Source organism: Pseudonocardia kunmingensis (genome assembly GCF_006716445.1).
In the GTDB taxonomy this organism is placed as follows: domain Bacteria; phylum Actinomycetota; class Actinomycetes; order Mycobacteriales; family Pseudonocardiaceae; genus Pseudonocardia; species Pseudonocardia kunmingensis.
The window spans coordinates 75179-92345 of record NZ_VFPA01000004.1 but is presented as its reverse complement, the minus strand read 5'-3'; the positions used below and the strand labels follow the sequence as shown (position 1 = coordinate 92345).

14 protein-coding genes are annotated in these 17167 nt (G+C 74.9%); 9 read left to right on the top strand and 5 right to left on the bottom strand.

Features of this window, described 5'->3' with window-relative positions; genetic code table 11:
- The first annotated feature begins 23 nt into the window (after window positions 1–23).
- Entirely contained in the window at window positions 24–3374 is a 3351-nt protein-coding gene (locus FB558_RS30230) for a S41 family peptidase (protein WP_142059448.1), read from the top strand.
- A gap of 28 nt (window positions 3375–3402) precedes the next feature.
- A complete protein-coding gene (locus FB558_RS30225) occupies window positions 3403–3876 on the top strand; it encodes a hypothetical protein (RefSeq protein ID WP_142059446.1) in 474 nt (157 codons plus the stop codon).
- Window positions 3877–3886: 10 nt separating this feature from the next.
- Here FB558_RS30225 and FB558_RS30220 read toward each other — a convergent pair whose 3' ends face one another.
- The 4 genes from FB558_RS30220 to FB558_RS30205 all read right to left on the bottom strand — a co-directional run bounded on the left by FB558_RS30220 (window position 3887) and on the right by FB558_RS30205 (window position 7214).
- The gene (locus FB558_RS30220) at window positions 3887–4678 is read right to left on the bottom strand and encodes an SAM-dependent methyltransferase (protein WP_246106862.1); all 792 of its coding nucleotides are present in this window, start codon (window positions 4676–4678) and stop codon (window positions 3887–3889) included.
- Window positions 4675–5481 carry an SAM-dependent methyltransferase gene (locus FB558_RS30215; RefSeq protein ID WP_211366970.1) on the bottom strand — a complete coding sequence of 269 codons (807 nt, stop codon included), beginning with the start codon at window positions 5479–5481 and terminating at the stop codon, window positions 4675–4677. Before FB558_RS30215 ends, FB558_RS30220 begins: the two co-directional genes overlap by 4 nt.
- Window positions 5482–5601: 120 nt before the next feature.
- Window positions 5602–6393 (bottom strand): SAM-dependent methyltransferase, encoded by a 792-nt coding sequence (locus tag FB558_RS30210; protein WP_211366969.1) that lies wholly within the window; start codon window positions 6391–6393, stop codon window positions 5602–5604.
- A 26-nt stretch (window positions 6394–6419) separates the two neighbouring features.
- Window positions 6420–7214: an SAM-dependent methyltransferase gene (locus FB558_RS30205; RefSeq protein ID WP_142059442.1), complete on the bottom strand. Its 795-nt coding sequence runs from the start codon at window positions 7212–7214 to the stop codon at window positions 6420–6422.
- A gap of 139 nt (window positions 7215–7353) precedes the next feature.
- Between FB558_RS30205 and mfd the strand changes: the two genes are divergently transcribed.
- From mfd to FB558_RS30175, 6 genes are all read left to right on the top strand, one after another.
- Complete coding sequence (gene mfd / locus FB558_RS30200; RefSeq protein ID WP_246106861.1) at window positions 7354–10956, top strand: transcription-repair coupling factor; 3603 nt, start codon at window positions 7354–7356, stop codon at window positions 10954–10956.
- A 111-nt stretch (window positions 10957–11067) separates the two neighbouring features.
- The gene (locus tag FB558_RS30195) at window positions 11068–11559 is read left to right on the top strand and encodes an RDD family protein (RefSeq protein WP_170231601.1); all 492 of its coding nucleotides are present in this window, start codon (window positions 11068–11070) and stop codon (window positions 11557–11559) included.
- 36 nt (window positions 11560–11595) lie between these two features.
- Window positions 11596–12504, top strand: a complete 909-nt coding sequence (locus FB558_RS30190; protein WP_142059438.1) for a peptidylprolyl isomerase — start codon at window positions 11596–11598, stop codon at window positions 12502–12504.
- A gap of 4 nt (window positions 12505–12508) precedes the next feature.
- On the top strand, window positions 12509–13453 hold the full coding sequence (locus tag FB558_RS30185; RefSeq protein ID WP_142059436.1) for a nucleoside triphosphate pyrophosphohydrolase: 945 nt from the start codon (window positions 12509–12511) through the stop codon (window positions 13451–13453).
- Between the two features lie 36 nt (window positions 13454–13489).
- Window positions 13490–14263: a lytic murein transglycosylase gene (locus FB558_RS30180; RefSeq protein WP_246106860.1), complete on the top strand. Its 774-nt coding sequence runs from the start codon at window positions 13490–13492 to the stop codon at window positions 14261–14263.
- A 483-nt stretch (window positions 14264–14746) separates the two neighbouring features.
- Complete coding sequence (locus FB558_RS30175) at window positions 14747–15127, top strand: hypothetical protein (protein WP_170231600.1); 381 nt, start codon at window positions 14747–14749, stop codon at window positions 15125–15127.
- A gap of 156 nt (window positions 15128–15283) precedes the next feature.
- Here FB558_RS30175 and FB558_RS30170 read toward each other — a convergent pair whose 3' ends face one another.
- Entirely contained in the window at window positions 15284–15694 is a 411-nt protein-coding gene (locus tag FB558_RS30170; protein WP_142059432.1) for a tetratricopeptide repeat protein, read from the bottom strand.
- A 171-nt stretch (window positions 15695–15865) separates the two neighbouring features.
- Here FB558_RS30170 and eno point away from each other — a divergent pair, with 171 nt between their 5' ends.
- Complete coding sequence (eno, locus tag FB558_RS30165) at window positions 15866–17164, top strand: phosphopyruvate hydratase (protein WP_142059430.1); 1299 nt, start codon at window positions 15866–15868, stop codon at window positions 17162–17164.
- The last annotated feature ends 3 nt before the right edge of the window (window positions 17165–17167 follow it).

Here is a 17167-nt window from a genome sequence, read left to right as displayed (position 1 = left end):
GGTCACTCGATACCGTCGCGTTCATGCGATCGAGGTACTACCTTCGCTTCCCGCACCTGCACGGCGACACGCTCGTCCTCACCGCCGAGGACGACGTGTGGACGGCACCGCTGGCCGGCGGCCGTGCCTACCGGCTCACCGCCGACGCCGTTCCGGTCGCCCAGCCGCGCCTGTCGCCGGACGGCACGCGCGTCGCGTGGACCTCGTGGCGCGACGGCGCCCCGGAGGTCTACGTGAGCGACGTCGAGGGCGGGGGCGTGCGGCGGCTGACGTACTGGGGTGACCCGCGGGCGCAGTCGCTGGGCTGGACGCCGGACGGCGAGGTGCTCGCGGTGAGCGCGGCGGGGCAGGCGTCGGCGCGGCGGGGCTGGGCCTACGCGATCCCCGCCGAGGGCGGCACCCCGCGCCGGCTCGACCTCGGGCCGGTGTCCGACGTGGCGCTGCACGCCGACGGGCCCACCGTCGTCGTCGGCACCGTGATGGTCCGCGAGCCCGCGTGGTGGAAGCGCTACCGGGGCGGCACGGCGGGGCGGCTGTGGTGGGACCGCACCGGGTCGGGGGAGTTCGAGCGGCTCGCGGCCGACCTCGAGGGCCAGCTCTCCTCGCCGATGCTCGTCGGCTCGGGCGCGGGGATGCGCATCGCGTTCCTGTCCGACCACGAGGGCTGGGGGAACCTCTACTCCCTCGGCCCCGACGGCACCGGGTTGCGCCGCCACACCGACCACGGTGGCCCGGACGCCCCCGCGTTCTACGTGCGGCACGCGAGCACCGACGGGCAGCGGGTGGTCTACGAGTCGGCGGGCGAGCTGTGGATCCTCGACTCGCTGGACGCGTCCCCGCGGCGGCTCGACGTCCGCCTCGGGGGCCCGCGCAGCCGCCGGGAGCCGTTCCGGGTGGCCACCGACCGCGAGCTGACATGGGCGGCTCCGGACCGCACCGGCCGCACGAGCATCGCGCTGGTCCGCGGCACGGTGCACCGGCTCACCCACCGCGACGGACCGGCCCGCGCCCTGCTCGCCGAGCCCGGGGTGCGCGCCCGGCTCGCCCGGCCGCTGGGCGAGGACAGGGCCGTGTGGGTCGACGACGCGGAGGGGGAGGACGCGGTCTGCATCGCCCCGCTGGACGACCGCGGCGACGGTGCGCCGCCGCTGCGCCGCCTGGGCGCGGGTCAGGTCGGGCGCGTGCTGGAACTCGCGCCCGCGCCCGACGGGTCGGCCGTGGCGATCGCCGCGCACGACGGCAGGCTCCTGGTGCTCGACACCGCCTCCGGCGCGCTGCGGCAGCTCGCGCGCGGCGCCGACCGGGAGGTCGCCGACCTGTGCTGGTCACCCGACAGCGCGTGGCTGGCCTACAGCGACCCGGTCGAGGCCGGCCTGTCGCGGATCATGATGGCGTGGCTGGCCGACGACACGCTGGTGGCGGTCACCGAGCCGCGCTTCGCCGACACCGATCCCACGTTCACCGCCGACGGCAAGTACCTGGCGTTCCTGTCGCGGCGCAGCTTCGACCCGATCTACGACGAGCACTCCTTCGACCTGACGTTCCCGGCCTCGTGGCGCCCGTTCCTGGTGCCGTTGGCGGCTCGCACGCCCTCGCCGTTCGGGGCGAGCCCGGACGGGCGCCCGGTCTCGCCGGGCGAGGAGGGGCCCGCCGACCTGCGCGCCCCGGCCGCCGCCGACCCCTCGTCGGACGCCCCCGCCCCGGACGAGCCGGCGGCGGACGCGGCCGCCCCGCCCGCGGTGGTCGTCGACGTCGACGGGCTCGCGGCGCGGGTCGTGCCGGTGCCGGTCCCGGCGGCCCGCTACAGCGGCATGCGGGCGGCCAAGGACTGCCTGCTCTGGTACCGCCTCCCCGTGTCCGGGGTGCTCGGGGACACGATCGCCGGCACCGACGAGCGGGCCGAGCGGCCCGTGCTGGAGCGCTTCGACCTGGTGCGGCGCAAGCTCGACGTCATCGCCGACCCGGTGAGCGCGTTCGACGTCAGCGGCGACGGCACCCGGCTGGTCGTGCGCGAGGGGCGGGCCCTGCGCGTGCTGCGCAGCGACCGCTCCGGCTCGGACGCGCCCAGTGGCGGTGAGGGCGACGAGTTCGAGGTCGACACGCGGCGCATCGTCGTCACGGTCGACCCCGCCGCCGAGTGGCGGCAGATGTTCGACGAGGCGGGCCGGCTCATGCGCGACCACTTCTGGGTGGCCGACATGGCGGGCGTGGACTGGACCGCCGAGCTGGAGCGCTACCGGCCGCTCGTCGACGCCGTCGGCAGCCACGACGACCTCGTCGACCTGCTGTGGGAGCTGCAGGGGGAGCTGGGCACCTCCCACGCCTACGTCCGGGCGGGTGCCGGGGGCGACCCGGGCGGACGGCCGGGGCTGCTCGGTGCCGACCTGGAGCCCGCGCCCGACGGTGAGGGCTGGCGGGTCGCGCGGGTGCTGCCGCCGGAGACGTCGGCACCGGCCGCGCGCAGCCCGCTCACCGGACCCGGGGTGGACGTCCGCGCGGGCGACGTGCTCCTCGAGGTCGGCGGCCGGCCTGTCGACCCGCGGTACGGGCCTGCGCCGCTGCTGCTCTCCGGGGCCGACGAGCTGGTCGAGCTCACCGTGCGCTCCGGTCCGGAGCGCGCCGACGCCGGGCAGGTGCGCCGCGTCGTCGTCCGGCCGCTCGCGTCCGAGGCCGCGCTGCGCTACCAGGACTGGGTGGCCGGGCGGCGCGCGTTCGTGGCCGACCGCTCCGAGGGCAGGCTCGGCTACCTGCACGTCCCGGACATGATGGCGCCGGGATGGGCGCAGCTGCACCGCGACCTCTCCCGCGAGACCTCCCGCGAGGGCCTGGTCCTCGACGTCCGCGGCAACAGCGGCGGGCACACCTCGGAGCTGGTGGTGGAGAAGCTGGCGCGCAAGGTGATCGGCTGGTCCGCGCCGCGGCACCGCCAGGCGAGCACCTACCCCGAGGACGCGCCGCGCGGCCCGGTCGTCGCGATCGCCGACGAGCTGGCAGGCTCCGACGGCGACATCGTCACGGCCGCGATCAAGCGCCTCGGCATCGGCCCGGTCGTCGGCGTGCGCACCTGGGGCGGGGTGATCGGCATCGACAGCCGCTACCGCCTCGTCGACGGCACCGGCGTCACGCAGCCGCGCTACGGGCACTGGTTCGACGACACGGGGTGGTCGGTGGAGAACCACGGCGTCGACCCGGACGTCGAGGTCGTGGTGCGCCCGCAGGACTGGGTGGCCGGGCGCGACCCGCAGCTGGAGCGCGCGGTCGACATCGCGCTCGCCGAGCTGGCGGCGCGGCCCGCCGCCGCACCGCCGGACCCCGCCACCCGCCCCTCCCGCCGCCGCCCGGAGCTGCCACCTCGCACCGGGCGTGGTGACTAAGGCCGTCTCCGTGGGGAAGCCCGGACCCATGGGAGCACTCCTGGCCGGGCTCGCCGCGGGAGCGGCCGGCACCACGGCGCTGAACCTCGTGACCTACCTCGACATGGTCGTACGCGCCCGGCCGGCGAGCACGACGCCCGAGACCACGGTGCGCCGGGCGGAGGAGCTGGCCGGCGTGGACCTCGCGGCCCGGGGGCCGGACAGCGAGGAGGCGGGCAACCGCCGTTCCGGGATCGGCGCGCTGCTCGGGATCGTCGCCGGCGTGGGCACGGGGGCGGTGTACGGGCTGGTGCGCAACCGGCTCGCGCGAGTGCCCCTCCCGGTGCTCGGCGCGGGCGTCGGGATCGCGGTGAACGTCGGGACCACCGGGCCCATGGCCGCGATGGGCGTGACCGACCCGCGCCACTGGTCGGGCAGCTCCTGGCTGTCGGACCTCGTGCCGCACCTGGCTTACGGGCTGGTCACCGCGGCCGTGTACGACGCGATCCGCGGCGGGCGGTAGCGGCCCGGTCTCAGGGGAGCCGGGCCACGCCCGCGGTGAAGCCGACGTGCTCGTCGGCCACGTCGCCGTCCGGGCGCCAGCCGCTCGCGTCGACGAGACCGGGCTCCACGAGCTGCGCGTCGCCGAACATCGTGGCGATGCGGGCGCGCGAGCGCGGCCAGATCGGGTGGGCCGTGCGCTGGTACGTGCTCGCCGCCGCGGCGGCCGTGTCCGGGTCGTGGTCGGCCGTGACGTGCGAGAGCACGTGCATGCTGCCCGGCGCCAGCCGCGCGCGGTAGGCGGCGCAGAGGGCGACCGGGTCGTCGTCGTCGGAGACGAAGTGCAGCACGGCGACGGTGAGCAGCGCGACCGGACGGGACAGGTCGAGCAGGTCCCGGACGCCGGGGGCGTCGAAGACCGCATCGGGGTCGCGCATGTCGGCGCTGGTGATCGTCGTGAGCGGGTCGTCCTCGAGCAGGGCCGCCGCGGACGCGACCGTCACGGCCTCGTTGTCGACGTACGCCACCCGGGCCGCGCCCCCGCCGGAACGGGCGATCTCGTGCACGTTGCCCACGGTCGGGATGCCCGAGCCGAGGTCGAGGAACTGGTCGATGCCCGCCGCGCGGCAAAACCGCACGGCGCGCCCCAGGAAGCGCCGGTTCGCCCGCACCGCCTCCACGATCCAGGGCATGACCTCGCGGGTGCGGTCGGCGGCGGCGCGGTCGGCGGCGAAGTTGTGGGAGCCGCCGAGGTGGTAGTCGTACATGCGCGCGGCGTTCGGCACGGTGATGTCGACGTCGGGGAGCCGGGACAGGTCCGTCACACCCGCCGATACTGCCCGATCCGGCCCACCCCGGCCCAGAACCCGCGGTGCTGGGCGTCCGCCGGGTCCTGCGGTCGCCACTGCGACGCGTCGACCAGGCCGGGCTCGACCAGCTCGGTGCCGGCGAGCATCTCCTCGATCCGCCTGCGGGGCCGGAACGTGAGCGGTGTGGCGGTGCCGCGGTAGACCCGCTCCGCCGCGGCCATCGGGTCCGGGTCGTGGTCGCCCGTGACGTGCGACAGGACGTGCAGGCTGCCGGGGACGAGCCGCCGCCGGTAGCGCTCGACGAGCGCGACGGGGTCGTCCTCGTCGGACAGGTAGTGCAGCACGGACACGGTGAGGAGCGCGACCGGGCGGGACAGGTCGAGCAGGTCGCGGACGCCGGGAGCGTCGAAGACGGCGTCCGGGTCGCGCATGTCCGCGGCGGTGATCGTGGTGCGCGCGTCGCCGTCGAGCAGGGCGGCCGCGGACGCGACGGTGACCGGTTCGACGTCGACGTAGGCCACCCGGGCCCGCGGGGAGACCCTCTGCGCGACCTCGTGCACGTGCCCGACCGTGGGGATGCCCGAGCCGAGGTCGAGGAACTGGTCCACGCCCTCGGCGAGGCAGAACCGCACCGCGCGCCCCAGGAAGAACCGGTTGGCCCGCACCGCGGCCACCACCCACGGCACGTTCTCCTCGACCCGCCCGGCCGCGGCCCGGTCGGCGGCGAAGTTGTGCGAGCCGCCGAGGAAGCAGTCGTACATCCGGGCCGGGTTCGGCACGTCGGGGTCGAACGGGGACAGCTCCGACGCGTCGCTCACCTGGCGGATCGTGCCGCTACTCGCTGTGCGCGTCCACCGGGACCCGAGCCGCTCGGGCCGCGCCGCGCGGGGGCGGCGCCGCCGACGTACGCCTCGGACGTACCACCGGACGACCCGGGGTCAGCGGATGCGGCCGATGCCGGCCCACATGCCGCGATGCTGCCCGCCGATCGAGTCCACGGGCCGCCACTCGGTCGCGTCGACCACCCCCGGCTCGACGAGCTCGGTGTCCCCGAACAGCGCGAGCACCTCGTCGCGGCTGCGGATCGTGAGCGGGTTGGCGGTGCTCCGGTACGCGTTCGAGACGGCCGTCGCCTCGTCCGGGTCCTCGTCGGCGCGGGCGTGCGTCAGGACGTGGACGCTGCCCGGGACGAGGTGGCCGCGGTAGCTGCGGAGCATCTCGGCCGGGCCGTCCTCGTCGCCGATGAAGTGCAGGACGGCCACGGTGAGCAGTGCGACCGGGCGGCTCAGGTCGAGCAGGTCGCGGACTCCCGGGGCGTCGAGAACGGCGGCCGGGTCACGGATGTCGGCCATGCTGATCGTCGCGAGCGGGTCGTCCCCGAGCAGGGCGCTCGCCGAGGCGACGGTGACGGGCTCGTTGTCGACGTAGGCCACCCGGGCCCGGGGGTCGATCGCACGGGCCGCCTCGTGGACGTTGCCCACGGTGGGGATGCCGGAGCCGAGGTCGAGGAACTGGTCGATGCCCTGCTCGGCGCAGAACCGCACGGCCCGTTGCAGGAAGAACCGGTTGGCCCGGGCACCCTCCACCGCGAACGGGAACGCGGCCTTGACGCGCTCGGCGGCTGCCCGGTCGGCGGCGAAGTTGTGCGAGCCGCCCAGGTAGTAGTCGTACATGCGCGCGGCGTTGGGCACGTCCGGGTCGACGGCCGGCAGCTTCGACAGGTCGGTCACGTGCTGGATCCTGGCACCGGGCGCCGTCATGCGATACGGCCGGCGCCCGCCCAGTACCCGCGGTGCTGGGCGCTGCTGCCGTGGTCGTCCGGACGCCAGTCGGTCGCGTCGACGAGGCCGGGCTCCACGAGCTCCGTGTCCCCGAACAGCTCGGCGACCTGGGCCTTCGTCCGGGCGACCGCGGGGTTGGCGGTGGTGCGGTAGACGTTCGTGAGCGAGCGGACCTGCTCGGCGTCGTGGTCGGCCGTGCCGTGGGTGAGGACGTGGATGCTGCCGGGCGCGAGACGGCTGCGGTAGCGCCGCAGGATGCCGGCCGGATCGTCCTCGTCGGGGACGAACATCAGGACGGCGACGGTCAGCAGCGCGACCGGGCGCGAGAGGTCCAGCAGGTCGCGGACGCCGGGCGCGGCGAAGACGGCGTCGGGGTCGCGGAGGTCCGCCGCGGTGATCGTGGCGTGCGGGTCGCCGTCGAGCAGGGCGGTGGCCGAGGCCACGGTGACCGGTTCGTTGTCCACGTAGGCCACGCGGGCGCCGGGGTCGAGCCTGCGGGCCGCCTCGTGGACGTTGCCCGCGGTCGGGATGCCCGATCCGAGGTCGAGGAACTGGTCGATGCCCTCGCCCACGCAGAACCGCACGGCGCGGTTCAGGAAGTACCGGTTGGCGCGCGCCGCCTCCGGGAACCAGGGCATGTCGGCCTTGATCCGCTCGGTCGCGGCGCGGTCGGCGGCGAAGTTGTGCGAGCCGCCCAGGAGGTAGTCGTACATGCGGGCGGCGTTGGGCGTGTCGCGGTCGACGTCCGGCAGCTTCGGCTCCTGGCTCATGGTCGTCGATGCTGCCAGCGGCGACGGGCGGGCACGAGGCTCCTGCCACCGCGTCCGCTCCGACCCCGATCGGACGCGGGCGTAGGGTTGGCGGTGAGGCCCCGACCGGGGGAACATCCCGGGCAGGGGTCTGCTCTGCGTGCGCGTCTCCGCCTTGCGAGGGGTCCTGAACACCGTGGCCAAGCTCTCCGGTCTGCTCTCCTTCCCGTCCTCCGACCCCGATCTGCGTGCCGTGCTGGACGCCGCCCGCGACGTCCGTGCCGGCGAGGTGCCCGCCCTGGCCGTCGAGGGGCCGTCGGCGCTGCGCCCGTTCCTGGCCGCGGCGTTCGGCACCCCCGCGGGCGAGGGCGGCGCCGGGCGCACCGTCCTGCTCGTCACCGCCACCGACCGCGAGGCCGAGGACGCCGGGGCCGCGGCCGCCGACCTGCTCGAGCCGGACGCGGTGGCCGTGCTGCCCTCGTGGGAGACGCTGCCGCACGAGCGGCTCTCCCCGCGCCCGGACACCGTCGGGCGCCGCCTGGACATCTTCCGGCGCCTCGCGACGCCCGCCACGGCCCCGCGCGTGGTGGTCACCGCGGCCCGCAGCCTGATCCAGCCGATCGCGCCCGGGCTGGGCACGCTCGACCCGGTCCGGCTGCGCGTCGGGGACATCGCCGACTTCGACGAGATGCTCGTGCGGCTCGTGGAGCTGGCCTACCACCGGGTCGAGATGGTGACCGGTCGCGGCGAGTTCGCCGTCCGCGGCGGGATCGTCGACGTCTTCCCGCCCACCGCCGAGCACCCCGTGCGCGTGGAGTTCTGGGGCGACGAGGTGAGCGAGCTGCGCTCGTTCTCCGTGGCCGACCAGCGTTCCGTCGCACCCGTCGACGAGCTGCTGGCCCCCGGCTGCCGGGAGCTGCTGCTCACCGAGCCGGTGCGGGAGCGGGCGGCCGCGCTGGCCCGCACCCACGAGAACAACCCGCAGCTGCGCGAGCTGCTGGAGCACCTCGCCGAGGGCATCCCCACCGAGGGCATGGAGTCGCTCGTGCCCGCCCTGGTCGGCGGTGAGCTCGAGCTGCTCACCGACCTGCTGCCCGCCGGGTCGCTGGTGCTGCTCGCCGACCCCGAGCGCATCCGCACCCGCAGCGCCGACCTGGTCCGCACCGGGCAGGAGTTCCTCGAGGCGTCCTGGTTCGCGGCAGGCGTCGGGGGCGACTCGCCGATCGACGTCGGGTCGTCGGCCTACCGCGACCTCGGCGAGGTGCTGGAGCACGCCTCGGACACCGGGCGCCCGGTCGTCACGCTCAGCCCGCTGCTCTCGGGGCGCGAGGACGTGCTCGCGCCCGCCGTCCACGAGGTCGAGAGCTACCGCGGCGACACCGACCGCGCCCTGGTCGACCTGCGCGCCCACGTCGCCACCGGCGGCGCCGCCGTCCTCGTCGTGGCCGGGCACGGCACGGCGCAGCGCTCGCTGGAGCAGCTGCGCGAGGCCGACGTGCCGGCCACCCTCGTCGACGAGCTCGTGGAGGCCCCGCAGGCGGGACTGGTCACGGTCACGTGCGGCCGGCTCACCGAGGGCTTCACCGCGTCCGGGCTGGTGCTGCTCACCGAGGCCGACCTCACCGGCAACCGCGCCACCGGTACCGAGCCGCGCAAGCTGGCGTCGAAGCGGCGCAACGCGGTCGACCTGGTCACCCTCACCCCCGGCGACTACGTCGTGCACTCCCAGCACGGCATCGGCCGGTTCGTCGAGATGCGCGAGCGCACCGTGCAGGGCGCCACCCGCGAGTACCTCGTGCTGGAGTACGCGAGCTCCAAGCGCGGGCAGCCCGCCGACCGGCTGTTCGTGCCCACCGACGCGCTCGACGAGATCAGCCGCTACGTCGGCGGCGAGGTGCCGAGCCTCAACAAGCTCGGCGGCGCCGACTGGGCCAAGACCAAGGGCCGCGCCCGCAAGGCCGTCCGCCAGATCGCCGCGCAGCTGGTGCAGCTCTACGCGGCGCGCCAGTCCTCGCCCGGCCACGCCTTCGCCGTCGACACGCCGTGGCAGCGCGAGCTGGAGGACGCCTTCCCGTTCACCGAGACCCCCGACCAGCTCGCCGCCATCGAGGAGGTCAAGCGCGACATGGAGCGGCCGGTCCCGATGGACCGGGTGATCTCCGGCGACGTCGGGTTCGGCAAGACCGAGATCGCGGTGCGCGCGGCGTTCAAGGCGGTGCAGGACGGCAAGCAGGTCGCCGTGCTCGTGCCCACCACGCTGCTGGCCACCCAGCACCTGCAGACCTTCGCCGACCGGATGCGCGCCTTCCCGGTCACCGTCAAGGGGCTCTCGCGGTTCACCGACGCGATGGAGGCGAAGCAGACGATCGAGGGGCTCGCCGAGGGCGAGGTCGACGTCGTCGTCGGCACCCACCGCCTCCTGCAGACCGGGATCCGGTGGAAGGACCTCGGCCTCGTGATCGTCGACGAGGAGCAGCGCTTCGGCGTGGAGCACAAGGAGCACATCACCGCGCTGCGCACCCACGTCGACGTGCTCACGCTGTCGGCAACGCCGATCCCGCGCACGCTGGAGATGAGCCTGGCGGGCATCCGCGAGATGTCCACGATCGCCACGCCGCCCGAGGACCGCCACCCCACGCTCACCTACGTCGGCGGGTACGACACCAAGCAGGTGGCCGCCGCGATCCGCCGGGAGCTGCTGCGCGACGGCCAGGTGTTCTACGTGCACAACCGCGTCTCCACCATCGAGCGGGCGGCGCGGACGATCCGCGACCTCGTGCCGGAGGCGCGCATCGGCATCGCGCACGGCCAGATGAACGAGGACCTGCTGGAACGCACGGTCGCCGGGTTCTGGCACAAGGAGTACGACGTCCTGGTCTGCACCACGATCGTGGAGAACGGCCTGGACATCTCCAACGCCAACACGCTGATCGTCGAGCGCTCGGACACGCTCGGGCTCTCGCAGCTGCACCAGCTGCGCGGCCGGGTCGGCCGGGGCCGGGAGCGCGGCTACGCCTACTTCCTGTTCCCGCCCGAGCACCCGCTCACCGAGACCGCGCACGACCGCCTCGCCACCATCGCCCAGCACTCCGACCTGGGGTCCGGCGCGGCCGTCGCGATGAAGGACCTGGAGATCCGCGGCGCCGGCAACATCCTCGGGGCGGAGCAGAGCGGACACATCGCGGGCGTCGGGTTCGACCTCTACATCCGCCTGGTCGGGGAGGCCGTCGCGGCGTTCCGGCAGCAGGCGGGCGCGGGCGAGGGCGATGAGCCCGAGCAGCTGGCCGAGGTGCGGGTGGACCTGCCGATCGACGCGCACGTGCCGCACGACTACGTCACCGGCGAGCGGCTGCGGCTCGAGGTCTACCGCAAGATCGCCGAGGCGCCGGACGGCGCCGCGCTCGATGCCATCGTCGAGGAGCTCACCGACCGCTACGGCGAGCCGCCCACACCGGTGCGCAACCTGCTCGCGGTCGCGGCGTTCCGGCAGACCTGCCGGTCGCTCGGCGTCGGCGAGGTGGCGGTGGCCGGGGCGAGCGTCCGCGTCGGACCGGTGGAGCTGCCCGACTCGGCGCAGCTGCGGCTGCGGCGCCTGCACCCGAAGGCGCAGTACAAGCCGGCGTCCAGGCTCGTGACCGTGCCGAAGCCCGTGGAGGGCGGTCGGATCGGTGGGGCGCCCTTGCGCGACGTCGCGCTGCTCGAGTGGTGCACGAAGCTGCTCAGCGACATCGTCAGCCCGGCCCGTCACCCTGCTGCCGTCTGACGATCTGCATTCGGTCACCTGCGTGGAGTAACGAACCGCCGTTCGTGGCGATCAACTGGTTGGAGCCCCCCGGGACCGGCTCGGGCGGGCACGACGTCGCCGGAGAACTGCGTGCCCGAACCCCATCCGGAGTCCGACCCGCCACGTCAGGCCCCTCCAGGTGGAGTCCGGCCGCCGCAGTACGGGTTCCCGCTGCTCGCCACGTACGGGCAGCGGGTCGGTGGCTTCCTGATCGACATCGGCATCCCCGGCGGGCTGCTGGCCGTCGCGCTGATCGCCGCGCTCGCCAGCAGGGACGTCCTCCTGATCGGCATCGTCTACCCGGGCGCCGCCGCCGTCGGGCTGGCGTTCCTGCTGTGGAACAGCGGCTACCGGCAGGGCCGGTCCGGGCAGAGCCTCGGCAAGGTCGCCCTCGGCACCCGGCTCGTCGGCGCCCGCAGCGGTGAGCCGGTCGGGTTCGGGCGCGCCGTCGGCCGCCAGGTCGCCCACCTGCTCGACGGGCTCACGCTCGGCCTGGGCTACCTGTGGCCGCTGTGGGACGAGCAGCACCAGACCTTCGCCGACAAGGTCTGCGGAACTCTGGTGGTCCAGGCCGACCTCTGATCCGGACCCCACATCCCGCGTGAGAGGGTGTCGGGCGTGCGTATGCGGGTGGGACGCGTTGCGGCGGCAGTGGTGGTCGTCGCTGCGGTCGTCAGTGGATGCGGTGGTCCGGGCCAGGCCGGTACGGCGGTCGTCGTCGGCGACCAGGCTGTCCCGCTCGAGCGCGTCCAGGGCCAGCTCGACGCGGCGCTGTCGCTGCACGACCCGGCGGAGCTCGCCGCGCGGCAGGTCACCCCGGCCCGGCTCGCGCGCGACATCGTCACCCGTGAGGTGATGCACGGCCTGCTCGCGCGCCGCGCCGCGGAGGAGGGCATCACCGTCACCGAGCCGCAGGTCGACGCGCAGCTCGCCCTGCTCGCCCAGCCCGACCCGAGCGGTCGCCTGGGCGTCGAGGACTTCCTGCAGGGCCCGGAGCTGCGGTCGTGGGCCCGCGACCAGGTGATCGCGGCGCAGCTGGGCCAGCGCCTGGTGCCCGGGCTGCAGGTCACCGTCGACCTCGTCGCCGCCACGTCCCGGGAGGACGCGCAGGCCAAGTCGGAGGTGCTCGCCCGGGGCGGGCCGGAGGCCGACGCCCTGACCGCGAACCCGCAGACGGGGCGCAGCGGCCTCACCGTCCAGGCCGCGGCGTCGCCCGGCGACGCGGCGTCGCCCGCGTTCTGGGTGCCCGCCGGCTCGGTCGTGGCCTACCAGGCCGACCCGCGCCAGAACGGCTGGCTCATCCTGCGCGTCACCGACCGGCGCACCGACGCCCCGACCGATCCGGCCGCGCTCTCCAGCCTCAGCCAGGCCGAGTTCGTCGCGATCGGGCTGCGCTCGCTCCAGCAGACGATCGACGAGGTCGGCGTGGAGATCAACCCCCGTTACGGGGTGATGGACCCCATCCAGCTCCGCGTCGTCGGTGAGGACGAGCAGGCCGGGATGATCCTCCCGCCTGCGGCGGCCTGAGACCGTGGGCAACCCGGGCCCGCGCCGCACCGTGGTCGTCCTGCCCGAGCGGTGGAGCGGCGTGTTCCCGGCCGCGGCGCTGCCCGCGCTGCGCGCCGCCGACCGGGTGCTCGCCGACGCGGGCGTACCGGACGAGGTCGTGGCCGCCACCGGTGCCGAGCGGGCCGACGGGTGGGGCGACGGCGCCGAGGTGCTGCTGACCACGGATCCGTCCCGCGACGACGGTGACGTCGTCCGCGCCGACCCGCCCGCGGGCGCCGCCCTGCTCGACGCCGCCGCCGTGATGGACCGGCTGCGCTCGCCCGGCGGCTGCCCCTGGGACGCCGAGCAGACCCACGAGTCGCTGCTGCAGTACTTGATCGAGGAGGCCTACGAGCTCTACGAGGCGATCGAGGACGGCGACCGCGAGGCCGTCCGCGAGGAGCTGGGCGACGTCCTGCTGCAGGTGCTGTTCCACGCGCGCGTCGCGGCCGAGGACCCGGAGCGGCCGTTCACGATCGACGACGTCGCCGGGGACCTCGTGGCCAAGCTGGTCGGGCGGCACCCGCACGTCTTCGCAGGCAGCGAGCGGATCGACACCGCAGAGCGCCAGGAGCACCGCTGGGAGGAGCTCAAGCGCGCCGAGAAGCAGCGCGAGTCCAGCGTGGACGGGGTGCCGCTCGGGCAGCCCGCCGTCGCGCTCGCCGCGAAGCTCACCAGCCGCACGGCCAGGGCGCACCTGCCGGCGGACCTGCTCCCGTCCGGGTCGGGGGTGGGGGAGCAGCTGTTCGCCCTGGCCGCGCAGGCGAAGCTCGCCGGCGTCGATCCGGAGGCCGAGCTGCGCGCCGCCGCGCGCCGGTTCGCCGACGCCGTGCGCAGCGCCGAGCGCACGGCCGCGGCCGACGGGGCCGACCCGCACGCCCTGGACGCCGACGCGTGGAAGCGGTACTGGCCGCGCGAGCGGAGCTGACGGCGCGCCGGCGCGGAGATCGCTAGTCTGGGTGGGGTGACCGCACCCGACCGGCGGCGCCCACGGGGTGCCGGCCCGATCGTGCTGGCCGTACTCGGTGTGATGGCGATGCTGGTGGTGATCGGCGTCTCCGCGCTCTCCGGCCTCGACGACGACCGCGACGAGCCGCGCAGGGGCGACGGCCTCACCCCCGCCGACGTGGGCCGGGACACGCCCGTCCCGCAGCCCGCCCCGCTGGCCGACGACACCGACCTCGCCGCGTGGTCCGGCGCGGCGGCCGAGCGCAGTGGTGTCCCGGCCCGTGCGCTGCGCGCCTACGCGGCGGCCGAGCTGGCGCAGCGGCAGGACACCCCCGACTGCCGCCTGTCGTGGACCACCCTGGCCGGGATCGGGCGCGTCGAGTCCGACCACGGCCGCTACGGCGGCGCGGAGGTGGACGCCGACGGCGTCGCCCGCCCGCGGATCGTCGGCGTCCCGCTCGACGGTTCGGCCGGCGTCCGCGAGATCCGCGACTCCGACGCAGGCCGGTTCGACGGCGACACCACCTTCGACCGCGCCGTCGGCCCCATGCAGTTCCTGCCCGGCACCTGGGACCGCTACGGCGCCGACGCCAACGCCGACGGCGTCCGCGACCCGCACCAGCTCGACGACGCCGCCCTCGCCGCCGCGCGCTACCTCTGCGCCGACGGCCGCGACACCGCCAGCGGCGAGGGCTGGTGGGACGGCGTGCTCACCTACAACCGCTCGGTGGAGTACGCGCGGCTCGTCTGGGCCGCCGCCGACCGCTACAACACGGCGACCGCCGCCTGACACCCCCGCGAGTCTCCCGTCTCGACAGCGCGAGTCTCCCGTCTCGCCCGGGCGAGTCTCCCGTTCTGCCTGCGCCATGGACTCGGGTTGTGAGGTCTCGCGCGTAGCGCGTCGTTCCCCGAAGCAGCCGCGGCGGGGGAGGATACGGGCTGACGGTGGCCTCGACGATGGTCGGCACGCCGAACACCAGTGCCGCCACTCCGCAGGTGGCCCGGGCATGCCGGCCACGATCGCCGAACAGGTCGTTGACGACGTCGCTGAACCCGTCCGCGACCCGGGTGAGCGCGGGTCCGGTCAGGCCGGTGACAGGGTGTCAAGGGGGGAGCGAACGCGACAGCGCATCCTCGAGGCGACCGGGACGCTGCTGGCGGCGCGGCCGGGCCGGCTGCCGTCGATGTCTGAGGTCGCGGTGGCGGCCGGGGTGACCCGACAAGTGCTCTACTGCAGGCCACGATCGACTCCGCCCCCGACGCGGTCGAGGCGTTGCGCGCCGCGGTGCGCGTCCAGGCGGCGATCAAGCCGAAACTGCACGGCGTGGCAGCGAGTCTGGATCTGCTGCGGCCTGTCGACGACGGCGCCGCCGCGGCGTTCCAGGAACGGGAGGACGCCCGTCCGGCCCGCTGCCGGGCCGTCATCGATCGGCTGGCCGCCGAGGGGTGCCTCCCACCGGAGTGGAACCCACGTGCCGCCGCCGAGCTGCTCTGGTCGATGACCTCCCTCCGAACGTGGGAGGACCTGGCCCACCGTGTCGGTTGGTCCGACGCCGAGTGGACCCGGCGCACCACGGCGGCGCTGGAAGCAGCTTTCCTCGCGCACGAGATCCGGCATCCGGCCCCACTTCCGCCCTCGCGAACCGAGCGGTGAACGGGCTGGGCGCGCGCAGCGCCCGCGCGCCCAGAACTCCGCCCAGCCGGGGCAGGGAGGAACGCGTCATCCGCCCCGTCCGAACGGGAGACTCGCCCTGTCGGAACGGGAGACTCGCGCTGTCCGGACGGGAGACTCGCGGGGTGTGGATCAGCTTCAGTCCCGATCGTCCAGATCGGTGTCCGCGTCGACGGCGATCCGGGCGCGCACCTCGCCGAGAGCCTCCTGGTACTCGGGGCGCGGGTCCATGGCGGCGGCCATCTTGAGCTGGGCGAGTGCCTCCGCGAGCCGGCCCTGGCGATGCAGGGCCTTGCCGAGGGCGAAGCGCGCGTAGTGGTCGGACGGGTCCAGGTCGAGCACCCGCCCGAACGCCTCCTCGGCCTGCTGGAGCTGTGCGGAGTTGAGGTAGGCGCGGCCGGCGAGCAGCTGGACGGACGCGTCGTTCGGCTGGCTGGCGAGGACCGGGGTGAGTGCCTGCAACGCGTCGAGGGGCCTGCTGCGCGCGATGAGCATCTCGGCGCGGCGGAACGACTCGAACAGGCCGTCGGATGCGGGCTGGCTCGTCATGGTCGTCCCTACGTTAGGTGTCGGTGGCGCGATCTGCGAGGGGTGCGCGGCGGTCCGCGCGGTGGACGGGGGACGACGTTCGCGCCCCCCAGCGGGTTCCTGCACGGTCGCGCCCGGCTCCCCGACTAGGCTGGCCCCCCGGACGAGCGAACCTCTTCGACGGGAGCACTGGTGGCGGTCATCGAGCAGGTCGGCGCGCGGGAGATCCTCGACTCGCGGGGCAATCCGACGATCGAGGTCGAGGTCGCGCTCGACGACGGGACGCTGGCGCGTGCGGCGGTGCCGTCCGGCGCCTCCACGGGCGAGCACGAGGCGGTGGAGCTGCGCGACGGCGACCCGTTGCGCTTCGGCGGCAAGGGCGTCGAGAAGGCCGTGGGCGCCGTCCTGGACGAGATCGGGCCCGAGCTCACCGGCATGGAGGCCGTCGACCAGCGCCTGGTCGACCAGCGCCTCGTCGACCTGGACGGCACCCCGGACAAGTCGCGCCTCGGGGCCAACGCGCTGCTGGGTGTCTCCCTCGCCGTCGCGAAGGCGGCCGCCGAGTCGTCGGGGCTGGAGCTGTTCCGCTACGTCGGCGGCCCCAACGCGCACGTGCTGCCGGTGCCGATGATGAACATCATCAACGGCGGCGCGCACGCCGACAGCTCCGTCGACGTGCAGGAGTTCATGATCGCGCCGGTCGGGGCCGACTCCTTCAAGGAGGCGCTGCGCTGGGGTGCCGAGGTCTACCAGGCGCTGAAGTCAGTGCTCAAGGGCAAGGGCCTGGCCACCGGGCTCGGCGACGAGGGTGGTTTCGCCCCCGACCTGCCCGGCACCCGTGCCGCGCTCGACCTGATCGCCGAGGCGATCGAGAAGACCGGCTACACGCTCGGCCGTGACATCGCGTTGGCCCTCGACGTGGCCGCCACCGAGTTCCACAGCGAGGGCGTCTACTCCTACGAGGGCAAGAAGCTCACCGCGCAGGAGCTGTCGGCCGTGTACGGCGAGCTGGTCGAGGCCTACCCGCTCGTCTCGATCGAGGACCCGCTGTCCGAGGACGACTGGGACGGCTGGGTGGCGCTCACCGAGACGCTCGGCACCAAGGTCCAGCTCGTGGGCGACGACCTGTTCGTCACCAACCCGGAGCGGCTCGACGAGGGCATCAGCCGGGGTGCCGCCAACGCCCTGCTGGTGAAGGTCAACCAGATCGGTACGCTGTCGGAGACCCTCGACGCGGTCACGCTCGCGCAGTCCTCGGGCTACCGCTGCATGATGAGCCACCGCTCGGGCGAGACCGAGGACACCACGATCGCCGACCTCGCCGTCGCCACCGGCTGCGGGCAGATCAAGTCCGGCGCCCCGGCCCGTTCCGAGCGCGTCGCGAAGTACAACCAGCTGCTGCGCATCGAGGAGGCGCTGGGCGACGCCGCCCGGTACGCGGGCGACCTCGCCTTCCCGCGCTACACCTCCGCCGCCGACGCCGGGGCCTAGAAG